The sequence below is a fragment of the Micromonospora eburnea genome (assembly GCF_900090225.1).
In the GTDB taxonomy this organism is placed as follows: Bacteria; Actinomycetota; Actinomycetes; order Mycobacteriales; family Micromonosporaceae; genus Micromonospora; species Micromonospora eburnea.
The window spans coordinates 6,303,963-6,319,226 of sequence record NZ_FMHY01000002.1; the positions used below are offsets into that span (position 1 = coordinate 6,303,963).

Here is a 15,264-nt window from a genome sequence, read left to right on the forward strand (position 1 = left end):
GCTCCCGTTGCCGAAACAGCCCGCGACGACCTACCGTTGCCGATCGTTGCGCAGCGTTACCCAGCGCCGGGCCTGACTGCGCAGCGTGAGGAGATGAGGAGACTCCAATGCGTGTTCGTAGGCTCGCCGCCTGGACCGCTCTCCCGCTCGCGGTGACCCTGGGCCTGGTGGCCTGTGGCTCGGGCGGGGGCAGCGGCGGCAAGAGCGACCCCAACGCGGCCGTGCGGATCGAAATCGCCGAGCCGCAGCACCTGGTGCCGACCAACACCAACGAGACGAGCGGCTCACAGGTGCTGTCCGCACTGTTCAGCCCGCTGATCGACTACGACGAGGCGAACAAGCCGTACGAGGTGGCGGCCGAATCGGTGACGTCGTCGGACAACAAGGTCTGGACGATCAAGCTGAAGCCCGGTTACACGTTCCACAACGGCGAGCAGGTGACGGCCGAGAACTACATCGACGCCTGGAACTACGGCGCGTACGCCCCCAACGGCCAGAACGCCAGCTACTTCTTCGAGAAGATCGCTGGGTACGAGGACCTCCAGGGCGAGACGCCGAAGGCCAAGACGCTGAGCGGGCTGAAGAAGGTCGACGACCTGACCTTCACCGTGACGCTCTCCCAGCCGTACGTCGACTTCAAGACCATGCTCGGCTACACGGCCTTCTACCCGCTGCCCAAGGCGGCCTTCTCCGCTCCCGGCGTGCTCGCCGAGGGCTACGAGCAGGCGCCGGTCGGTCAGGGCCCGTTCAAGATGAAGGGCAACTGGCAGCACGACGCCAAGGTCGAGGTCGAGCGGTACGACGCCTTCCCCGGCGAGAAGCCGAAGGTGGGCGGCGTCGAGTTCCGGATCTACCAGCAGCTGACCGCCGCGTACGCGGACGTGCTGTCGGACAACCTCGACGTGATCAAGACGATCCCGACCGAGAACCTGTCGACCGCCGCCGCCGACCTCGGCGACCGGTTCCAGCAGAGCCCGGCCTCCTCGCTCCAGGTGCTGGCCGTCCCGACCTTCCAGAAGGAATTCAGCAACCCCGACGTGCGCAAGGCCATCTCGATGGCGATCGACCGGGACGAGATCACCAAGTCGATCTTCAAGGGCTCGCAGCAGCCGGCCCGCTCGTTCGTCTCGCCGGTGGTCGCCGGCTACCGGGAGAACACCATCGGCGCGTCCGGTGAGTTCGACCCGGCCAAGGCCAAGGCCCTGTACGAGGCCGCGGGCGGCCCGAAGAAGATCGAGCTGTCCTACAACGGCGACGGTGGCCACAAGGACTGGATCGACGCCACCTGCAACCAGCTCAAGGCCAACCTGGGCGTGGAGTGCGTCGGCACCGCCGAGCCGAAGTTCGCGGACCTGCTGACCAAGCTCAAGCAGAAGCAGCCGGTCGGCCTGTTCCGGATGGGCTGGGTCATGGACTACCCGTCCATGGAGAACTACCTCGGCCCGCTGTACAGCACCAACGGCTCGTCGAACTACTACGGCTACAGCAACCCGGAGTTCGACAAGCTGCTCGCCGAGGGCGCCAGCGCCCCGACCGAGGACGAGGCGATCAAGAAGTACCAGGCGGCGGAGGACCTCCTGGCCGAGGACATGCCGGTGATCCCGCTCCGGTACGGCCAGAACAACTTCGGCCACTCGACCAAGGTCAAGAACGTCGAGGTGGACCTCTTCGACCGGGTCGACCTGCTGAAGATCGAGGCCGTCAAGTAACACCCGTACGCCGGGTCGGGCCACCCACAACGGGTGGCCCGACCCGCGCGAGCGGCGTACCTTCCGCCCCTTCCAGAGAGACTTCAGGATGTTCCGCTTCATTCTGCGGCGACTGCTCCAGATGGTTCTCGCGTTCTTCGGGACCACGCTGATCGTCTACGCGCTGATGTTCGCCGGCCAGGGCGACCCCATTCAGGCGCTCGCGGGGGAACGACCCGTCACCGCGGCCCAGCGGGCATATCTGACCGAGAAGTACCACCTCGACGCGACCGGCGTGGGTGGCTTCTTCTACCGCTACTTCGACTACCTCAAGAACCTGCTCCAGGGCGACCTCGGGCAGTCGCTGACCGGACGGCAGATCGGCGACATCCTCGCCACCGCCTGGCCGGTCACCATCAAACTGGCGCTGATCGCCATGGCCGTCACGATTGTCATCGGCGTCACCGCGGGCGTCATCGCCGGCATCCGGCGGGCCAGCATCTTCGACAACTCGACGCTGGTGCTCACCCTGCTGGTGCTCGGCATCCCGACCATCGTGCTCGCCCCGCTGGCCCAGTTCCTGCTCGGCGTGAAGTGGCAGCTCTTCCCGCCGACCGCCGGCGCCGAACCGAGCCTGTACGCCCTGCTGCTGCCCGGCATCGTGCTCGGCTCGCTCTCGCTGGCCACCGCGCTGCGGCTGACCCGGACGTCGGTGGCGGAGAACCTGCGCGCCGACTACGTGCGTACCGCCCGGTCGAAGGGCCTGGTCAAGCGCCGGATCGTCAGCGTGCACGTGCTGCGCAACTCGCTCATCCCGGTGGTCACCTTCCTCGGCGTCGAGCTGGGCAACCTGATGAGCGGCGCGATCATCACCGAGGGCGTGTTCAACATCCCCGGTGTCGGCTTCAACCTCTTCCGCGGCATCCGCACCGAGGACGGCCCCCTGGTGGTGGGCATCGTCAGCGTGCTGGTCGTGGTCTACCTCGTCTCCAACCTGGTGGTGGACGTCCTGTACGCCGTACTCGACCCGAGGATCCGCTATGAGTGAGCGAAGCGAACGAATCATCAACGCAGTGGCTCCTCAGGCCGGCGCCGAGCGCAGCGAGGTGGCGGCATGAGTGACACGGGCACCCTGCAGCAGGTCGAAGCGCCGCAGAAGGCGCGCAGCCTGGCCGGCGACGCCTGGCGCGACCTGCGCCGCAACCCGATCTTCTGGATCAGCCTGACCCTGGTCGTGCTGGTCGCCGCGATGGCCGCCTTCCCGTCGCTGTTCACCGCCAACGACCCGCGCGACTGCGTGCTCTCCCGGCAGCACGCCGGGCCGTCCGGCGGGGCCATCCTCGGGTACGACTTCCAGGGCTGCGACACGTACTCCCGGTCGGTCTACGGCGCCCGCGCCTCGCTGCTGGTCGGCGCGCTCTCCGCGCTGTTCACCGGCCTGATCGCGCTGACCGTCGGGATGTTCGCCGGCTACTTCGGCGGCTGGGTCGACGCGGTGCTCTCCCGCGTGATCGACATCGTGCTCGGCATCCCGCTGCTGCTCGCCGCGATCGTGCTGCTCAAGCGGGTGCACAGCGACAGCTCCACGGTCCGGATCGCCGCGGTGATCTTCGTGCTGGCGGCGCTGGGCTGGACCACCGCGGCCCGGGTGATCCGCTCCTCGGTGATCACGGCCAAGGAGCAGGACTACGTCGCCGCGGCCCGGATGCTCGGGGCCGGCAACGCCCGGATCATGTTCCGGCACATCCTGCCGAACGCGCTCGCGCCGGCGATCGTGGTGCTCACCATCGCGCTCGGCTCGTTCATCGCCGCCGAGGCGACGCTGAGCTTCCTCGGCATCGGCCTCAAGGCCCCGACCATCTCCTGGGGCATCGACATCGACGCCGGCCGGGTGCACATGCGCGAGTCGGCGACCCCGCTGGTCGTACCCTCCGCCTTCCTCGCGCTGACCGTCCTCGCCTTCATCATGCTCGGCGACGCGATCCGCGACGCCTTCGACCCGAAGCTGCGGTGACCCTCATGACCCAGTCCGCTGTCCGGCCGGTGCCGGCCACCCCCACCCCGCCCGGTGGCCACCTGCTCGAGGTACGGGACCTGCACATCGAGTTCCGCACCCACGAGGGCGTGGCCAAGGTGATCAACGGGGTGTCCTACCACCTCGACCCGGGCGAGACCCTGGCCGTGCTCGGCGAGTCCGGCTCCGGGAAGTCCGTGACCGCCCAGGCGATCATGGGCATCCTCGACATCCCGCCGGCGCACATCCGCTCCGGCCAGATCCTCTACCAGGGTCGCGACCTGCTGACCCAGTCGGAGGAGCAGCGCCGGCAGGTGCGTGGCAAGGAGATCGCGATGATCTTCCAGGACGCCCTCTCCGCGCTGAACCCGGTCTTCCCGGTCGGCTGGCAGATCGGCGAGACGCTGCGCCAGCGCGAGGGGATGTCCCGCGCCGACGCCCGTCGGCGAGCCGTCGAGCTGATGGACCTGGTCAAGATCCCGGCCGCGGCGAAGCGGCTCGGCGACTACCCGCACCAGTTCTCCGGCGGCATGCGGCAGCGCGTCATGATCGCCATGGCGCTCGCCCTGAACCCGAAGGTGCTCATCGCCGACGAGCCGACCACCGCGCTGGACGTCACCGTGCAGGCCCAGATCATGGACCTGCTGGCGGACCTGCGCCGTGACCTGAACATGGCGATGATCCTGATCACCCATGACCTCGGCGTGGTCGCCGGGGTCGCGGACCGGATCGCCGTCATGTACGCCGGCCGGATCGTCGAGCACGCCGACGTGCGCTCGCTGTACCGGTCGCCGGCCCACCCGTACACCAAGGGGCTGCTGGCGTCGATCCCGCGGCTGGACGTACGCGGCCAGGCGCTGTCGACGATCAAAGGGCTGCCGCCGAACCTGATGCGCATCCCCTCCGGCTGCCCGTTCCACCCCCGGTGCCCGTACGCGCAGCAGGTCTGCGTGGACGAGGTGCCGCACGACCTGGCCCTCGGCGAGGGCCGGACCAGCGCGTGCCACTTCGCCCAGGAGGTCCGTGATGACACCGACCGCTAGCCCGACCAAGGTCCGCGGCGAGACAATCCTCTCCGTCGACAACCTGGTCAAGCACTTCCCGATCACCCAGGGCGTGCTGTTCAAGAAGCAGGTCGGCGCGGTCAAGGCGGTCGACGGGGTCAGCTTCGAGCTGCGCCGCGGCGAGACGCTCGGCGTGGTCGGCGAGTCCGGCTGCGGCAAATCCACGCTGGCCCGGCTGCTGATGCGGCTGGAGAAGCCGACCGCCGGCCGGGCCACCCTGGAGGGGAAGGACCTGTTCCGGTCCTCCGGGGCGGAGCTGCGCCGGCTGCGCCGCAACATGCAGATGGTGATGCAGGACCCGTACACCTCGCTGAACCCGCGGATGACGGTCGGCGACATCATCGGCGAGCCGTTCGACATCCACCCGGAGGCGGCGCCGAAGGGCAGCAAGCGGCGGCGGGTGCAGGAGCTGCTGGACGTGGTCGGCCTCAACCCGGAGCACGTCAACCGCTATCCGCACCAGTTCTCCGGCGGCCAGCGGCAGCGCATCGGCATCGCCCGGGCGCTGGCCCTGCGGCCCGAGATCATCGTCTGCGACGAGCCGGTGTCGGCCCTGGACGTGTCCATCCAGGCGCAGGTGATCAACCTGCTGGAACAGCTCCAGGACGAGTTCGGCCTGTCGTACATCTTCATCGCGCACGACCTGTCGGTGGTCCGGCACATCTCCGACCGGGTCGCGGTGATGTACCTCGGCAAGATCGCGGAGATCGGCACCGAGCAGGAGATCTACGAACGGGCCACCCACCCGTACACGCAGGCGCTGCTCTCGGCGGTGCCGGTGCCGGACCCCGACGCCCGCGACGACCGGAAAATCATCCGGCTGACCGGCGACGTGCCGAGCCCGGCCGACCCGCCGTCGGGCTGCCGGTTCCGCACCCGCTGCTGGAAGGCGCAGGACATCTGCGCCACCAAGGAGCCGCACGCGGTGCTGCGCGCGGCCGACCCGCACCCCTCGGCCTGCCACTTCGCCGAGGTACGCCCCGCCGCCTGAGCCGGCAACCCGCGGCGGTCGTCCCATCCGGGACGGCCGCCGCGCCAGGCCCCGTCCGGGACCGACCGCCCCGCCCCGGCACACGGTTCGTGACCCGCGCTGCTCCCGTTGCCGAAAGGGGACGGATTCCTCGCCGCCTTCCGACCTGATGTCGCAGACGAATCACGAGCGAGCGATCCGTTCGTGATGCCACGTCGACAGCGGACGCTGAGGTACCCCGCTCCCGGCTGACGCAGATCCGACCACCGCCTCCCGGCCGAGGCCCCGGCCACCGCCGCCTCCCGGCCACCGCGTCCGGGCGGCGGCGGTGGACACGAGGCGGGCCCCGCCCCGGAGGAAGAGGGGCGGGGCCCGCGGCCAAGGGCCGGCCGGCCTTCGGCGGGTCAGAGCTGGGACAGGTCGGACGCCCGGACGCCGCAGCCATCGGTCGCGACGTAGGCCCGGTCGACCACGGGGTACGCGGCGGCCATGCCGACGGTCGGCGCTGTGTGGAGATGGCACCGGGCGCACGACAGCAGGTGGCAGCAGCAGGACGCGGACCGGGTCAGGTGGCGAGCGGCGGGCCCCGGGTGGGCAGGGTGCCGCGCGGCGGCAGCGGCACGGCCGGCGACCGGTAGCGGATCGAAGAAACGACCTGGTCGGCCGGGCCACCGAGGCGCACGGGCATGGCCGGCAGCAGATCGTCCGGTCCGTCGGTGAGTACGACGCCAGCGCGGTGGTCACCGCAGTTGCCGCCGGAGACTGCCGTCCGCGCGTCCGGCGGAGCGTCGAGGTGCGCGGGGCGCGCCACGACGACTCGGGGGTCGCCGGGGGGAGGGGCGGGACGGTCCGGCGTCACGGCCGGTACGTCGACGACGACTCCAGGTCGCGGCGCGGCGTCAGACGCGCCGGGCCGGAGCCGTCGCAGGGCCCATCCGTCCGGTGCATGAACGGACGGCCCGCCGTGGACGATCGACCGCTGCGCGGCGGTGACCACCGCGCCGGGCTCAGGGCTCTCCGCGCGGGTGGGCCCGCCGAGACCGACCAGGACGAGCGCCAGCGCGACGACGGCGGTCAACCGGTCGAGCACGCGCATGGGGCGGACCTGTCGGTAGGAGGGGAGCCGCTCCGGCGGGCGACGCGAGGGCCGCGGGCGGGAGCCGGCCGCGAGGAGAACGGGAAGTATCGATCGCTTGCTGTCAGGGCCACGCTAGCAACAACATTCACGGACGGGCAATGGCGAGCTGCCCGCCCCACGGCAGGTCAGCGCCCCCGACGTGACAGTGCCCGGGTCAGGGTGGACAGCGCACGACGGGGGCGCCGCCATCGGCCGCGCCCCCGTCGCCGCCGCGTCAGTGGAAGAAGTGCCGGGTACCGGTGAGGTACATCGTCACGCCGGCCTCCTTGCAGGCGGCGATGGTCTCGTCGTCGCGGATCGACCCGCCCGGCTGGACGATCGCCCGGACCCCGGCCTCGATGAGGATCCTCGGGCCGTCGGCGAACGGGAAGAAGGCGTCCGAGGCGCAGACCGACCCCCGGGCCCGGTCGGCACCGGCCCGGCTGACCGCCAGTCGCGCCGAGTCGACCCGGTTCACCTGGCCCATCCCGACGCCGACGGTGGCGCCCTCCTTCGCCAGCAGGATCGCGTTGCTCTTCACCGCACGGACCGCGCGCCAGGCGAAACCGAGGTCACGCAGGGTCGCCTCGTCGACGGCCTCGCCGGCGGCCAGCCGCCAGTTGGCCGGGTCGTCGCCCTCGGCGTCGACCCGGTCCCGCAGCTGCACCAGCACGCCGCCGGTGACCTGCCGCCACTCCGCCGGCAACGGGTCGAACTCCGGGGCGTGCAGCAGCCGGATGTTCTTCTTGGCCTGAAGGATCTCGACGGCGCCGGGCTCGAAGCCCGGGGCCACCAGCACCTCGGTGAAAATTTCCGCGACCTGCCGGGCCAGCTCGACCGAGACCGGCCGATTGACCGCGATCACCCCACCGTACGCGGAGACCGGGTCGCAGGCGTGGGCCCGGCGGTGCGCCTCGGCCACATCCGTGCCGACCGCGATGCCGCACGGGTTGGCGTGCTTGATGATCGCCACCGCCGGCTGCCCGGGGAAGTCGTTCGCGGCCCGCCACGCGGCATCCGCGTCGACGTAGTTGTTGTACGACATCTCCTTGCCGTGCAGCTGCCGCGCCTGGGCCAGGCCGGCCGGGCTGGCCGGGTCGGCGTAGAGCGCGGCCGCCTGGTGCGGGTTCTCGCCGTAGCGCAGCACCGCCTGCCGGCGCAGCGCCAGGCCGGCGAACTCCGGCCACCCGTCCGCCGCCGGCGCCAGACCGGCCGCGAACCAGTCGGCGACGGCCACGTCGTACTCGGCGATGTCGGCGAACGCCCGGGCGGCGAGCGCCCGACGCTGGGCCAGGGTGAAGCCGCCCTCGGCGAGCGCGGCCAGCAGCGCCGGGTACGCCGCCGCCTCGGTCACCACGGCGACCGAGGCGTGGTTCTTGGCCGCGGCCCGGACCATCGCCGGACCGCCGATGTCGATCTGCTCGACGCACTCGTCCTGGCTGGCGCCCGAGGCGACCGTGGCCTGGAACGGGTAGAGGTTGGAGACCAGCAGGTCGATGCCGGCGATGCCGTGCTCGGCGAGCTGGGCCGCGTGCGCGTCCTTGCGCAGGTCGGCGAGGAGGCCGCCGTGGATCTTCGGGTGCAGGGTCTTCACCCGCCCGTCGAGGATCTCCGGAAAACCGGTCACCTGCTCGACCGGCGTCACCGGCACGCCCGCGCCGGCGATCGTCGACGCCGTGCTGCCGGTCGAGACGATCTCCACCCCGGCCTCGTGCAGGGCCCGGGCCAGCTCGACCAGGCCGGTCTTGTCGTAGACGCTGACCAGCGCCCGCCGGATCGGGCGACGCACGTCCTGAGTGGAACTCACGGGATCCTGACCTTTCTGCCGGTGATCGTCCAACCTTCACGGACCAGCCGACCGACCTGCTCCACGAGCTGGCGTCGCTCGGCCTCCTTGATGCGCTCGGTGAGCGTCTCCTCGTCGTCGTCGTCCCGCACCGGAACGGCGACCTGGGCGACGATCGGGCCGGTGTCCATCCCGGCGTCGACGAAGAACAGGGTGGCGCCGGTGACCTTCACGCCGTAGGCGAGGGCGTCCCGGGGGCCGTGGATGCCGGGAAACGCCGGCAGCAGGGTGTTGTGGGTGTTCAGGTAGCGGTCACCGAACGCGGCCAGGAAGCGCGGGCCGACCAGCTTCAGGAAACCCGCGCTGATCACCAGGTCGGGCTGGTGCTCCGCGACGCGGGCGGTGAGCGCGGCGTCCCAGTCCTCGCGGGACACATGGTCCTTCAGGCGCTCGACGAAGGTCGGCACCCCGGCCGCGGCGGCCCGGTCCAGGCCGGCGATCCCGTCACGGTCGGCGCCCACCGCCACCACCCGCGCGCCGTATCCCGGGTCGGCGGTGGCGTCCAGCAGCGCCTGGAGGTTGCTGCCGGAGCCGGAGACGAGGACGACGAGGCGGGCGACGGACGCGGGCTCGGTCACCCGGCCACCCTATCGGGCAGGTCGGAGCGCCCAATTGCCGGGCGGCGGCATGCGCGGGTGATCTCCGGGTGGCGCCGGCACGATACGCTGCCGTCTCCCGGTGCCTGGCGTACGCCCGGCCCGGCGTCGGCATCGTGACTTGGTTCCGGGCCCGTGACGTCCCGGTGCTGGGCCGCATGATGATCGGCAACAACCGACCAGGCAGTCGAACCCAGTTTGGAGCACCCCGCAAATGCAGCCCGGTTACCCCGGTCAGGACCCGTACGGCCAGCAGCCGCCGCAGGACCCGACCGCCCCGCAGCAGCCCCACGACCCGTACGCCCAGCCGCCCGCGGCGCCGCAGTACGGGCAGCAGCCCACCTCCGGCCAGCCGTACGGGCAGCAGCCCACCTCGGGGCAGCCGTACGGCCAGCAGCCCACCTCCGGCCAGCCGTACGGCCAGCAGCCCTACCAGGACCCGTACGCGCAGCAGCAGCCGTACGGCGCCGCGCCGGCCTACCAGAACCCCGGCTACCCGCAGCCGCAGGGCCAGCAGAACACGCTGGGCCTGGTGTCGATGATCCTCGGTATCGCGTCAATCCCGCTGATCTGCTGCTTCTACCTCGGCATCCCGGTCGGCATCGCCGCCGCGATCACCGGTCACCTGGGTCGGCAGAAGGCCGCGCAGGGGCTGGCCAACAACGAGGGCCAGGCCAAGGCCGGCTTCATCTGCGGCATCGTCGGCGCCGGCCTGGGCATCCTGCTGCTCATCCTGGTCGTGGTGGCCAACGTCAGCCTGCCCGGACAGTAATTCACCCGGTCTTCAGGGGCGCCCCGGGGCATCCGGGGTGCCCCTCGCCGTTTCCGCCCCCGTCCGTCCCCGTCGAGGAGCGGCCTCGCGGGTCAGGATCCTGGTGGCGGCGGCGCCGAGCAGCGCACCGGCGGCGACGACCGCAGTGGTCACCCCGGCCACCTGCCACCACACCGGGCCGATCTCGGCCAGCCGGCCGCCGCCGAGCGGCCCACCGGAGATCGCGGCGGCCACGCCGAGCAGCACCCCGGCGACCGGGCCGGCGAGCGCCGCCGGCACCAGCAGCGCCGGCCATCCGATCGTCACCCGTTCCTCGGCCGCGACCCGCGCCAGCCGCCGGGCCAGCAGCCAGCCGGCGGCCATCCCGGCCAGCACCGGCACCGCGAGCAGTCCCGCGCCGAGCCCGTCCATCGGCCCCCGCGGCAATCCGGCCAACAGCGGTACGGCCGGCAGCGCGCCGACGGACACCTCGCTGGTGCGTACGGCCGTGCCGGTGCCGACAGCGAACCCGGGCCCGAGCAGGTAACTGGCCGACCAGACGGTGGCGTTCGGGGCGTAGGCGAGGCTGACCAGGGTGATCCCCGCCTGACCGGCCACCCCGGTCCGGTACGCCCCGATCATGTCGGCCGCGTCGCCACCCCCGGTTGCCACGGCGAGTCCGGCCGCTCCGGCGCCCGCGCCGAGCAGCAGCAGCCCGGCGACCAGGCCGGCACGCACCCCGTCCCGCAGTGCCGGTGCCGACCGCCGGGCCAGCAGCACCGAAACGCCCGTGGTGCGCACCGAGCCGACCAGGGCGGCGAGCGTGCCCAGGAGCACGAAGGTGAGCCCGGCCCGGACCGGGGACACCCGCGGGCCGCCAGCGCTGACCGCGATCGCGGCGAGGGCGCCGAGCAGCGCGTACCCGATGCCGACGGCGACCGCGACGGTGAGCGCCTGCCGGGGTGAGCGACCGCCGCGGGCGCCGATGGCCCGGCTGGCGTGCACGCCGGCCCGGGTGAGCCGCCAGACGGCAAGCGCGGTCAGGGCGAGCGGCGCCAGGCCGAGCGGCCCGGCGGAGGTCTCCAGCGGCACCCCGTGGCCGAGCAGCCAGCCGGCGAGGCCGGCGCGGAGCGCGCCGGGCAGCGAGCCGGCGTCCTCGCTGAGCTGGGCCAGGCCGAGCACCAGGGCCACCGGCAGCCACGACGTCACGGCGGCCCAGCCGGCCGCCACCCCGGCGGCGACGGCCAGGGGAGCCCGACCGCGTGGCGCCTCCCCGGACCGGGGGGCGGGCACCCGGGGCCGGGCACGGCCGGTCGGCCGGACGCCGTCGGCGACACCGGCGGTACGGCGAGGCTGATCAGGGGTGACGGATGACATTGGCTCTACTCTGGCATGCCGCGCGAGCGGTGGCAGTCCGATACCGCCCCGGTGCCGCGGCGAGTTCCGTGATCCACCCGGTTGGCGGCACCGATCCGGTTTAGCCTCGGGCCAGGACGCGAACTCTTCGAAGGAGCGCCGAGCACTCGGAGGAAGCCGTGAACGCTCCGTATCCGCCGCCCCGGCCCTCGGCCGCTGGCCGGGACCGGACCACCCTCTGGGGTGTGGTCGGGATCGTCCTCGGCCTGCTGTGCTGCGGCATCCTCGGCGTCCTCTTCGGCTACCTGTCGCTCCGGGACGCACGGCGCTTCGGGCGGTCCCAGCTGCTCGGCTGGCTGGCGATCGCGTTCGGCGTCATCAACATCATCGCCAGCGCGATCTTCCGGACCCGGGGCGGCTACTACCACCCGTACTGGTACCGCTGACGCGGCGAGGGGGCCGACCGGATCCCGGCCGACCCCCTCGACACGTCACACGACCGCTCAGCGGCCGGACATGATCTCCCGCATCAGCTTGGCGGTCTCGGTCGGGGTCTTGCCGACCTTGACGCCGACCGCCTCCAGCGCCGTCTTCTTCGCCTCGGCGGTGCCCGCCGAGCCGGAGATGATCGCGCCGGCGTGGCCCATGGTCTTGCCGGGCGGGGCGGTGAAGCCGGCGATGTAGCCGACCACCGGCTTGGTGACGTTGGCCTTGATGAACTCGGCCGCCCGCTCCTCGGCGTCGCCGCCGATCTCGCCGATCATCACGATGGCGTCGGTGTCCGGGTCCGCCTCGAACGCGGCCAGGGCGTCGATGTGGGTGGTGCCGATGATCGGGTCACCGCCGATGCCGACGCAGGTCGAGAAGCCGATGTCGCGCAGCTCGTACATCATCTGGTAGGTCAGCGTGCCGCTCTTGCTGACCAGGCCGATCCGACCGCTGCCGGTGATGTCGGCCGGGATGATGCCGGCGTTGGAGGCACCCGGGGAGGCGATGCCCGGGCAGTTCGGGCCGATGATCCGGGTCCGCTCGCCCTTGGCCACGTTGTACGCCCAGAACGCGGCGGTGTCGTGCACCGGCACGCCCTCGGTGATCACCACGGCCAGCTCGATGCCGGCGTCGATCGCCTCGATCACCGCGGCCTTGGTGAACTGCGGCGGCACGAAGATGACCGTGACGTCGGCCCCGGTCTCCTTCATGGCGTCCGCGACGGTCGCGAAGACCGGCAGCGCGGTGCCGTCGAAGTCGACGGTCTGGCCCGCCTTGCGCGGGTTGGTGCCGCCGACGACGTTGGTGCCGGCGGCCAGCATCCGCCGGGTGTGCTTGGAACCCTCGGAACCGGTCATCCCCTGCACGATGACCTTGGAGTCCTTGGTCAGCCAGATAGCCATGATCAGACCCCCGCAGCCGCCAGCTCGGCGGCCCGCTCGGCCGCGCCGTCCATGGTGTCGACCCGCTGGACCAGCGGGTTGTTCGCGCCGTCGAGGATCGCCCGACCGGCCTCGGCGTTGTTGCCGTCGAGGCGGACGACGAGCGGCTTGGTGACCTGCTCGCCCCGCTGCTCCAGCAACGCCAGCGCCTGCACGATACCGTTGGCGACCTCGTCGCAGGCGGTGATGCCGCCGAAGACGTTGACGAAGACGCTCTTGACCGACGGGTCGGAGAGCACGATCTCCAGGCCGTTCGCCATCACCGCGGCGCTCGCGCCACCACCGATGTCGAGGAAGTTGGCCGGCTTGACGCCACCGTGCCGCTCGCCCGCGTACGCCACCACGTCGAGGGTGGACATGACCAGGCCCGCGCCGTTGCCGATGATGCCGACCTCGCCGTCGAGCTTGACGTAGTTGAGGTCCTTCTCCTTGGCGGCCTGCTCCAGCGGGTCGACCGACGCCTGGTCGACCAGCGCCTCGTGGTCCGGGTGCCGGAACCCGGCGTTCTCGTCGAGGCTGACCTTCGCGTCCAGCAGCAGCAGCTTGCCGTCCTTGGTCTTGGCCAGCGGGTTCACCTCGACCAGCGTGGCGTCCTCGGCCACGAACGCCTGCCACAGCTTCACCGCGACGTCGACGACCTGGTCGGCCACCTCGGCCGGGAAGCCGGCGGCGGTCACGATCTCGCGCGCCTTCGCCTCGTCCACACCGACGTTGGCGTCGATCGGGGCCTTGACCACCTTCTCCGGGGTCTCGGCGGCGACCTGCTCGATGTCCATGCCGCCCGCCACGCTGGCGATGCAGAGGAAGGTGCGGTTCGCCCGGTCGAGCAGGTACGAGAAGTAGTACTCCTCGGCCACGTCCGCGGTCACGGTGATCATGACCTTGTGGACCGTGTGACCCTTGATGTCCATCCCGAGGATGTCGGTGGCGCGGGCCACCGTCTCCTCCGCGCCCTCGGCCAGCTTCACGCCGCCGGCCTTACCACGGCCGCCGACCTTCACCTGCGCCTTGACGACCACCCGGCCGCCGAGGCGTTCGGCGATCGCGCGGGCCTCCTCCGGGGTAGTGGCGACGCCGCCGGCGAGCACGGGCAACCCGTGCCGCTCGAACAGGTCCCGCCCCTGGTACTCGTACAGGTCCACGATTGCGCGTCCCGTCCCGTCTCCGCGGCGCGCCGTCGCGCCGCCACCAGCTGTGGAAAATCAGTTTGACGCCTGTCATCAGATGAGACAGGCCATTTGCCGCAGCCTAACGAGGTGGGAACCGGCGGCAATCGAGCGGGTGCGCGGTGTGTGGTAATGCACAGCCACCCGTACGCCCGGTCAGCCCACCCGGCACCGGCCGGCCGCGTACCCGACGACGGCCCGCATGATCTCTTCCTCAGATCGATCGGCGAAGTTGGCCGTGGCGGTGAAGCCGGTGCCGAAGAACGCCTGCTGCAACCCGGAGTCCAGCGCGGTGAAGGCGCCCAGCCCGGTGCCGGCGCGTGGATCGCGCGGCTTGACGCAGACCATCTTCTCCAGGGACCAGCGCCGCAGGTAGATCCGGTCGATCGCCGCCCAGGGCAGCCAGATCGCCTGCCCCCGGGTCGGCCGGGTCTTGATCCACAGCCCGTCCGGGCCGACCGCCAGCACCGGACCGCCGGAGGAGACCAGCCAGAGCTGCAGGCCCATCAGCAGCGCGAAGAACAGCATGATCACCGGGATGACGAGCAGCACCGCGGCGTCGCCGTCGGCCGACACGGCCAGGCCCAACGGGCAGGCGATGACCAGGCCGACGAGCAGGGTGACGGCGCCGAGGAGCAGCGCCCGCTTGCCCAGGTTCGGCCGGGCCACGAACGGCAGGTCCTCCGGTATCCGCTTCGCCGTCCGCGTCACCGGCGGCGGCTGCGCCGGCCAGCCCGCCCCCGGTCCGGTCGGGTACGCCTGCTGCCCCGGCGCGGGCCAGCCCGGACCCGGCTGCTGTGGCCCCGGCGCGGGCTGCGGGTGCGCCGGCCAGCCCGGACCCGGCTGCGGCTGCCCCGGCACCGGCCAACCCGCCCCCGGCTGCGGTTGCGGTTGCGGTTGCCCAGACCATCCCGGGGCCGGCTGCGGCGGCCCCGGCGCGGGCTGCGGATGCCCCGACCAGCCCGGACCCGGCTGCGGCGGTACGGGCCAGGCGGGCTGGCCCGTAGGCGGCGTCCATCCGCCGGCGGGGTTCGGCTGCGGGTGGGGCGGCTGGGTCACGGCGGCCTCCGGCGGGTCGTCGACTGGCGGGACGCGGTACTGGGCAGGCACACGATACGACCTGGCTTCCGGCCGCACGGCCCGCGAACCGCCCGCCCGGCGCCCCGTGGAACCCACCCGGCCCACGCCGGACCAGGGAAGGAACGGCGGCGGGCGACAGGCCCACGAGACACACGCACCCGCTCCGGCCGAGGCGTCCGGACGCCG

14 protein-coding genes are annotated in these 15,264 nt (G+C 72.0%); 7 read left to right on the plus strand and 7 right to left on the minus strand.

Annotation, left to right across the window (positions count from 1 at the left end; all coding sequences use genetic code 11):
• Positions 1–107 precede the first annotated feature (107 nt).
• The 5 genes from GA0070604_RS27350 to GA0070604_RS27370 all read left to right on the plus strand — a co-directional run bounded on the left by GA0070604_RS27350 (position 108) and on the right by GA0070604_RS27370 (position 5,757).
• Positions 108–1,709, plus strand: a complete 1,602-nt coding sequence (locus GA0070604_RS27350; protein ID WP_091124832.1) for a peptide ABC transporter substrate-binding protein — start codon at positions 108–110, stop codon at positions 1,707–1,709.
• Positions 1,710–1,797: 88 nt separating this feature from the next.
• Positions 1,798–2,736, plus strand: a complete 939-nt coding sequence (locus GA0070604_RS27355) for an ABC transporter permease (protein ID WP_091124836.1) — start codon at positions 1,798–1,800, stop codon at positions 2,734–2,736.
• Between the two features lie 66 nt (positions 2,737–2,802).
• A complete protein-coding gene (locus GA0070604_RS27360) occupies positions 2,803–3,702 on the plus strand; it encodes an ABC transporter permease (protein WP_091124839.1) in 900 nt (299 codons plus the stop codon).
• Between the two features lie 5 nt (positions 3,703–3,707).
• Positions 3,708–4,745 carry an ABC transporter ATP-binding protein gene (locus tag GA0070604_RS27365; RefSeq protein WP_091127452.1) on the plus strand — a complete coding sequence of 346 codons (1,038 nt, stop codon included), beginning with the start codon at positions 3,708–3,710 and terminating at the stop codon, positions 4,743–4,745.
• On the plus strand, positions 4,729–5,757 hold the full coding sequence (locus GA0070604_RS27370) for an ABC transporter ATP-binding protein (protein ID WP_091124846.1): 1,029 nt from the start codon (positions 4,729–4,731) through the stop codon (positions 5,755–5,757). Before GA0070604_RS27365 ends, GA0070604_RS27370 begins: the two co-directional genes overlap by 17 nt.
• Before the next feature lie 544 nt (positions 5,758–6,301).
• Here GA0070604_RS27370 and GA0070604_RS27375 read toward each other — a convergent pair.
• The 3 genes from GA0070604_RS27375 to purN form a co-directional block, all read right to left on the minus strand.
• A complete protein-coding gene (locus tag GA0070604_RS27375; protein ID WP_091124850.1) occupies positions 6,302–6,832 on the minus strand; it encodes a hypothetical protein in 531 nt (176 codons plus the stop codon).
• Positions 6,833–7,088: 256 nt separating this feature from the next.
• Entirely contained in the window at positions 7,089–8,660 is a 1,572-nt protein-coding gene (gene purH / locus GA0070604_RS27380; RefSeq protein ID WP_091124853.1) for a bifunctional phosphoribosylaminoimidazolecarboxamide formyltransferase/IMP cyclohydrolase, read from the minus strand.
• Entirely contained in the window at positions 8,657–9,277 is a 621-nt protein-coding gene (purN, locus tag GA0070604_RS27385) for a phosphoribosylglycinamide formyltransferase (protein ID WP_091124857.1), read from the minus strand. Before purN ends, purH begins: the two co-directional genes overlap by 4 nt.
• Positions 9,278–9,509: 232 nt before the next feature.
• On the opposite strand from purN, the gene GA0070604_RS27390 reads away from it, so the two are divergent.
• Complete coding sequence (locus tag GA0070604_RS27390; RefSeq protein WP_091124861.1) at positions 9,510–10,067, plus strand: DUF4190 domain-containing protein; 558 nt, start codon at positions 9,510–9,512, stop codon at positions 10,065–10,067.
• Between the two features lie 12 nt (positions 10,068–10,079).
• Here the strand turns inward: GA0070604_RS27390 and GA0070604_RS27395 are convergent, their stop codons facing one another.
• Positions 10,080–11,423, minus strand: coding sequence for a cell division protein PerM (locus tag GA0070604_RS27395; protein WP_244162096.1), 1,344 nt, complete (start codon positions 11,421–11,423; stop codon positions 10,080–10,082).
• Positions 11,424–11,581: 158 nt separating this feature from the next.
• On the opposite strand from GA0070604_RS27395, the gene GA0070604_RS27400 reads away from it, so the two are divergent.
• Positions 11,582–11,848 carry a hypothetical protein gene (locus GA0070604_RS27400; RefSeq protein ID WP_091124864.1) on the plus strand — a complete coding sequence of 89 codons (267 nt, stop codon included), beginning with the start codon at positions 11,582–11,584 and terminating at the stop codon, positions 11,846–11,848.
• A gap of 57 nt (positions 11,849–11,905) precedes the next feature.
• Here the strand turns inward: GA0070604_RS27400 and sucD are convergent, their stop codons facing one another.
• The 3 genes from sucD to GA0070604_RS34030 form a co-directional block, all read right to left on the minus strand.
• Entirely contained in the window at positions 11,906–12,793 is an 888-nt protein-coding gene (gene sucD, locus GA0070604_RS27405) for a succinate--CoA ligase subunit alpha (protein WP_091124868.1), read from the minus strand.
• Between the two features lie 2 nt (positions 12,794–12,795).
• Entirely contained in the window at positions 12,796–13,974 is a 1,179-nt protein-coding gene (sucC, locus tag GA0070604_RS27410; RefSeq protein WP_091124872.1) for an ADP-forming succinate--CoA ligase subunit beta, read from the minus strand.
• Positions 13,975–14,154: 180 nt separating this feature from the next.
• Positions 14,155–14,859 (minus strand): hypothetical protein, encoded by a 705-nt coding sequence (locus tag GA0070604_RS34030; protein WP_167363373.1) that lies wholly within the window; start codon positions 14,857–14,859, stop codon positions 14,155–14,157.
• Between the last annotated feature and the right edge of the window lie 405 nt (positions 14,860–15,264).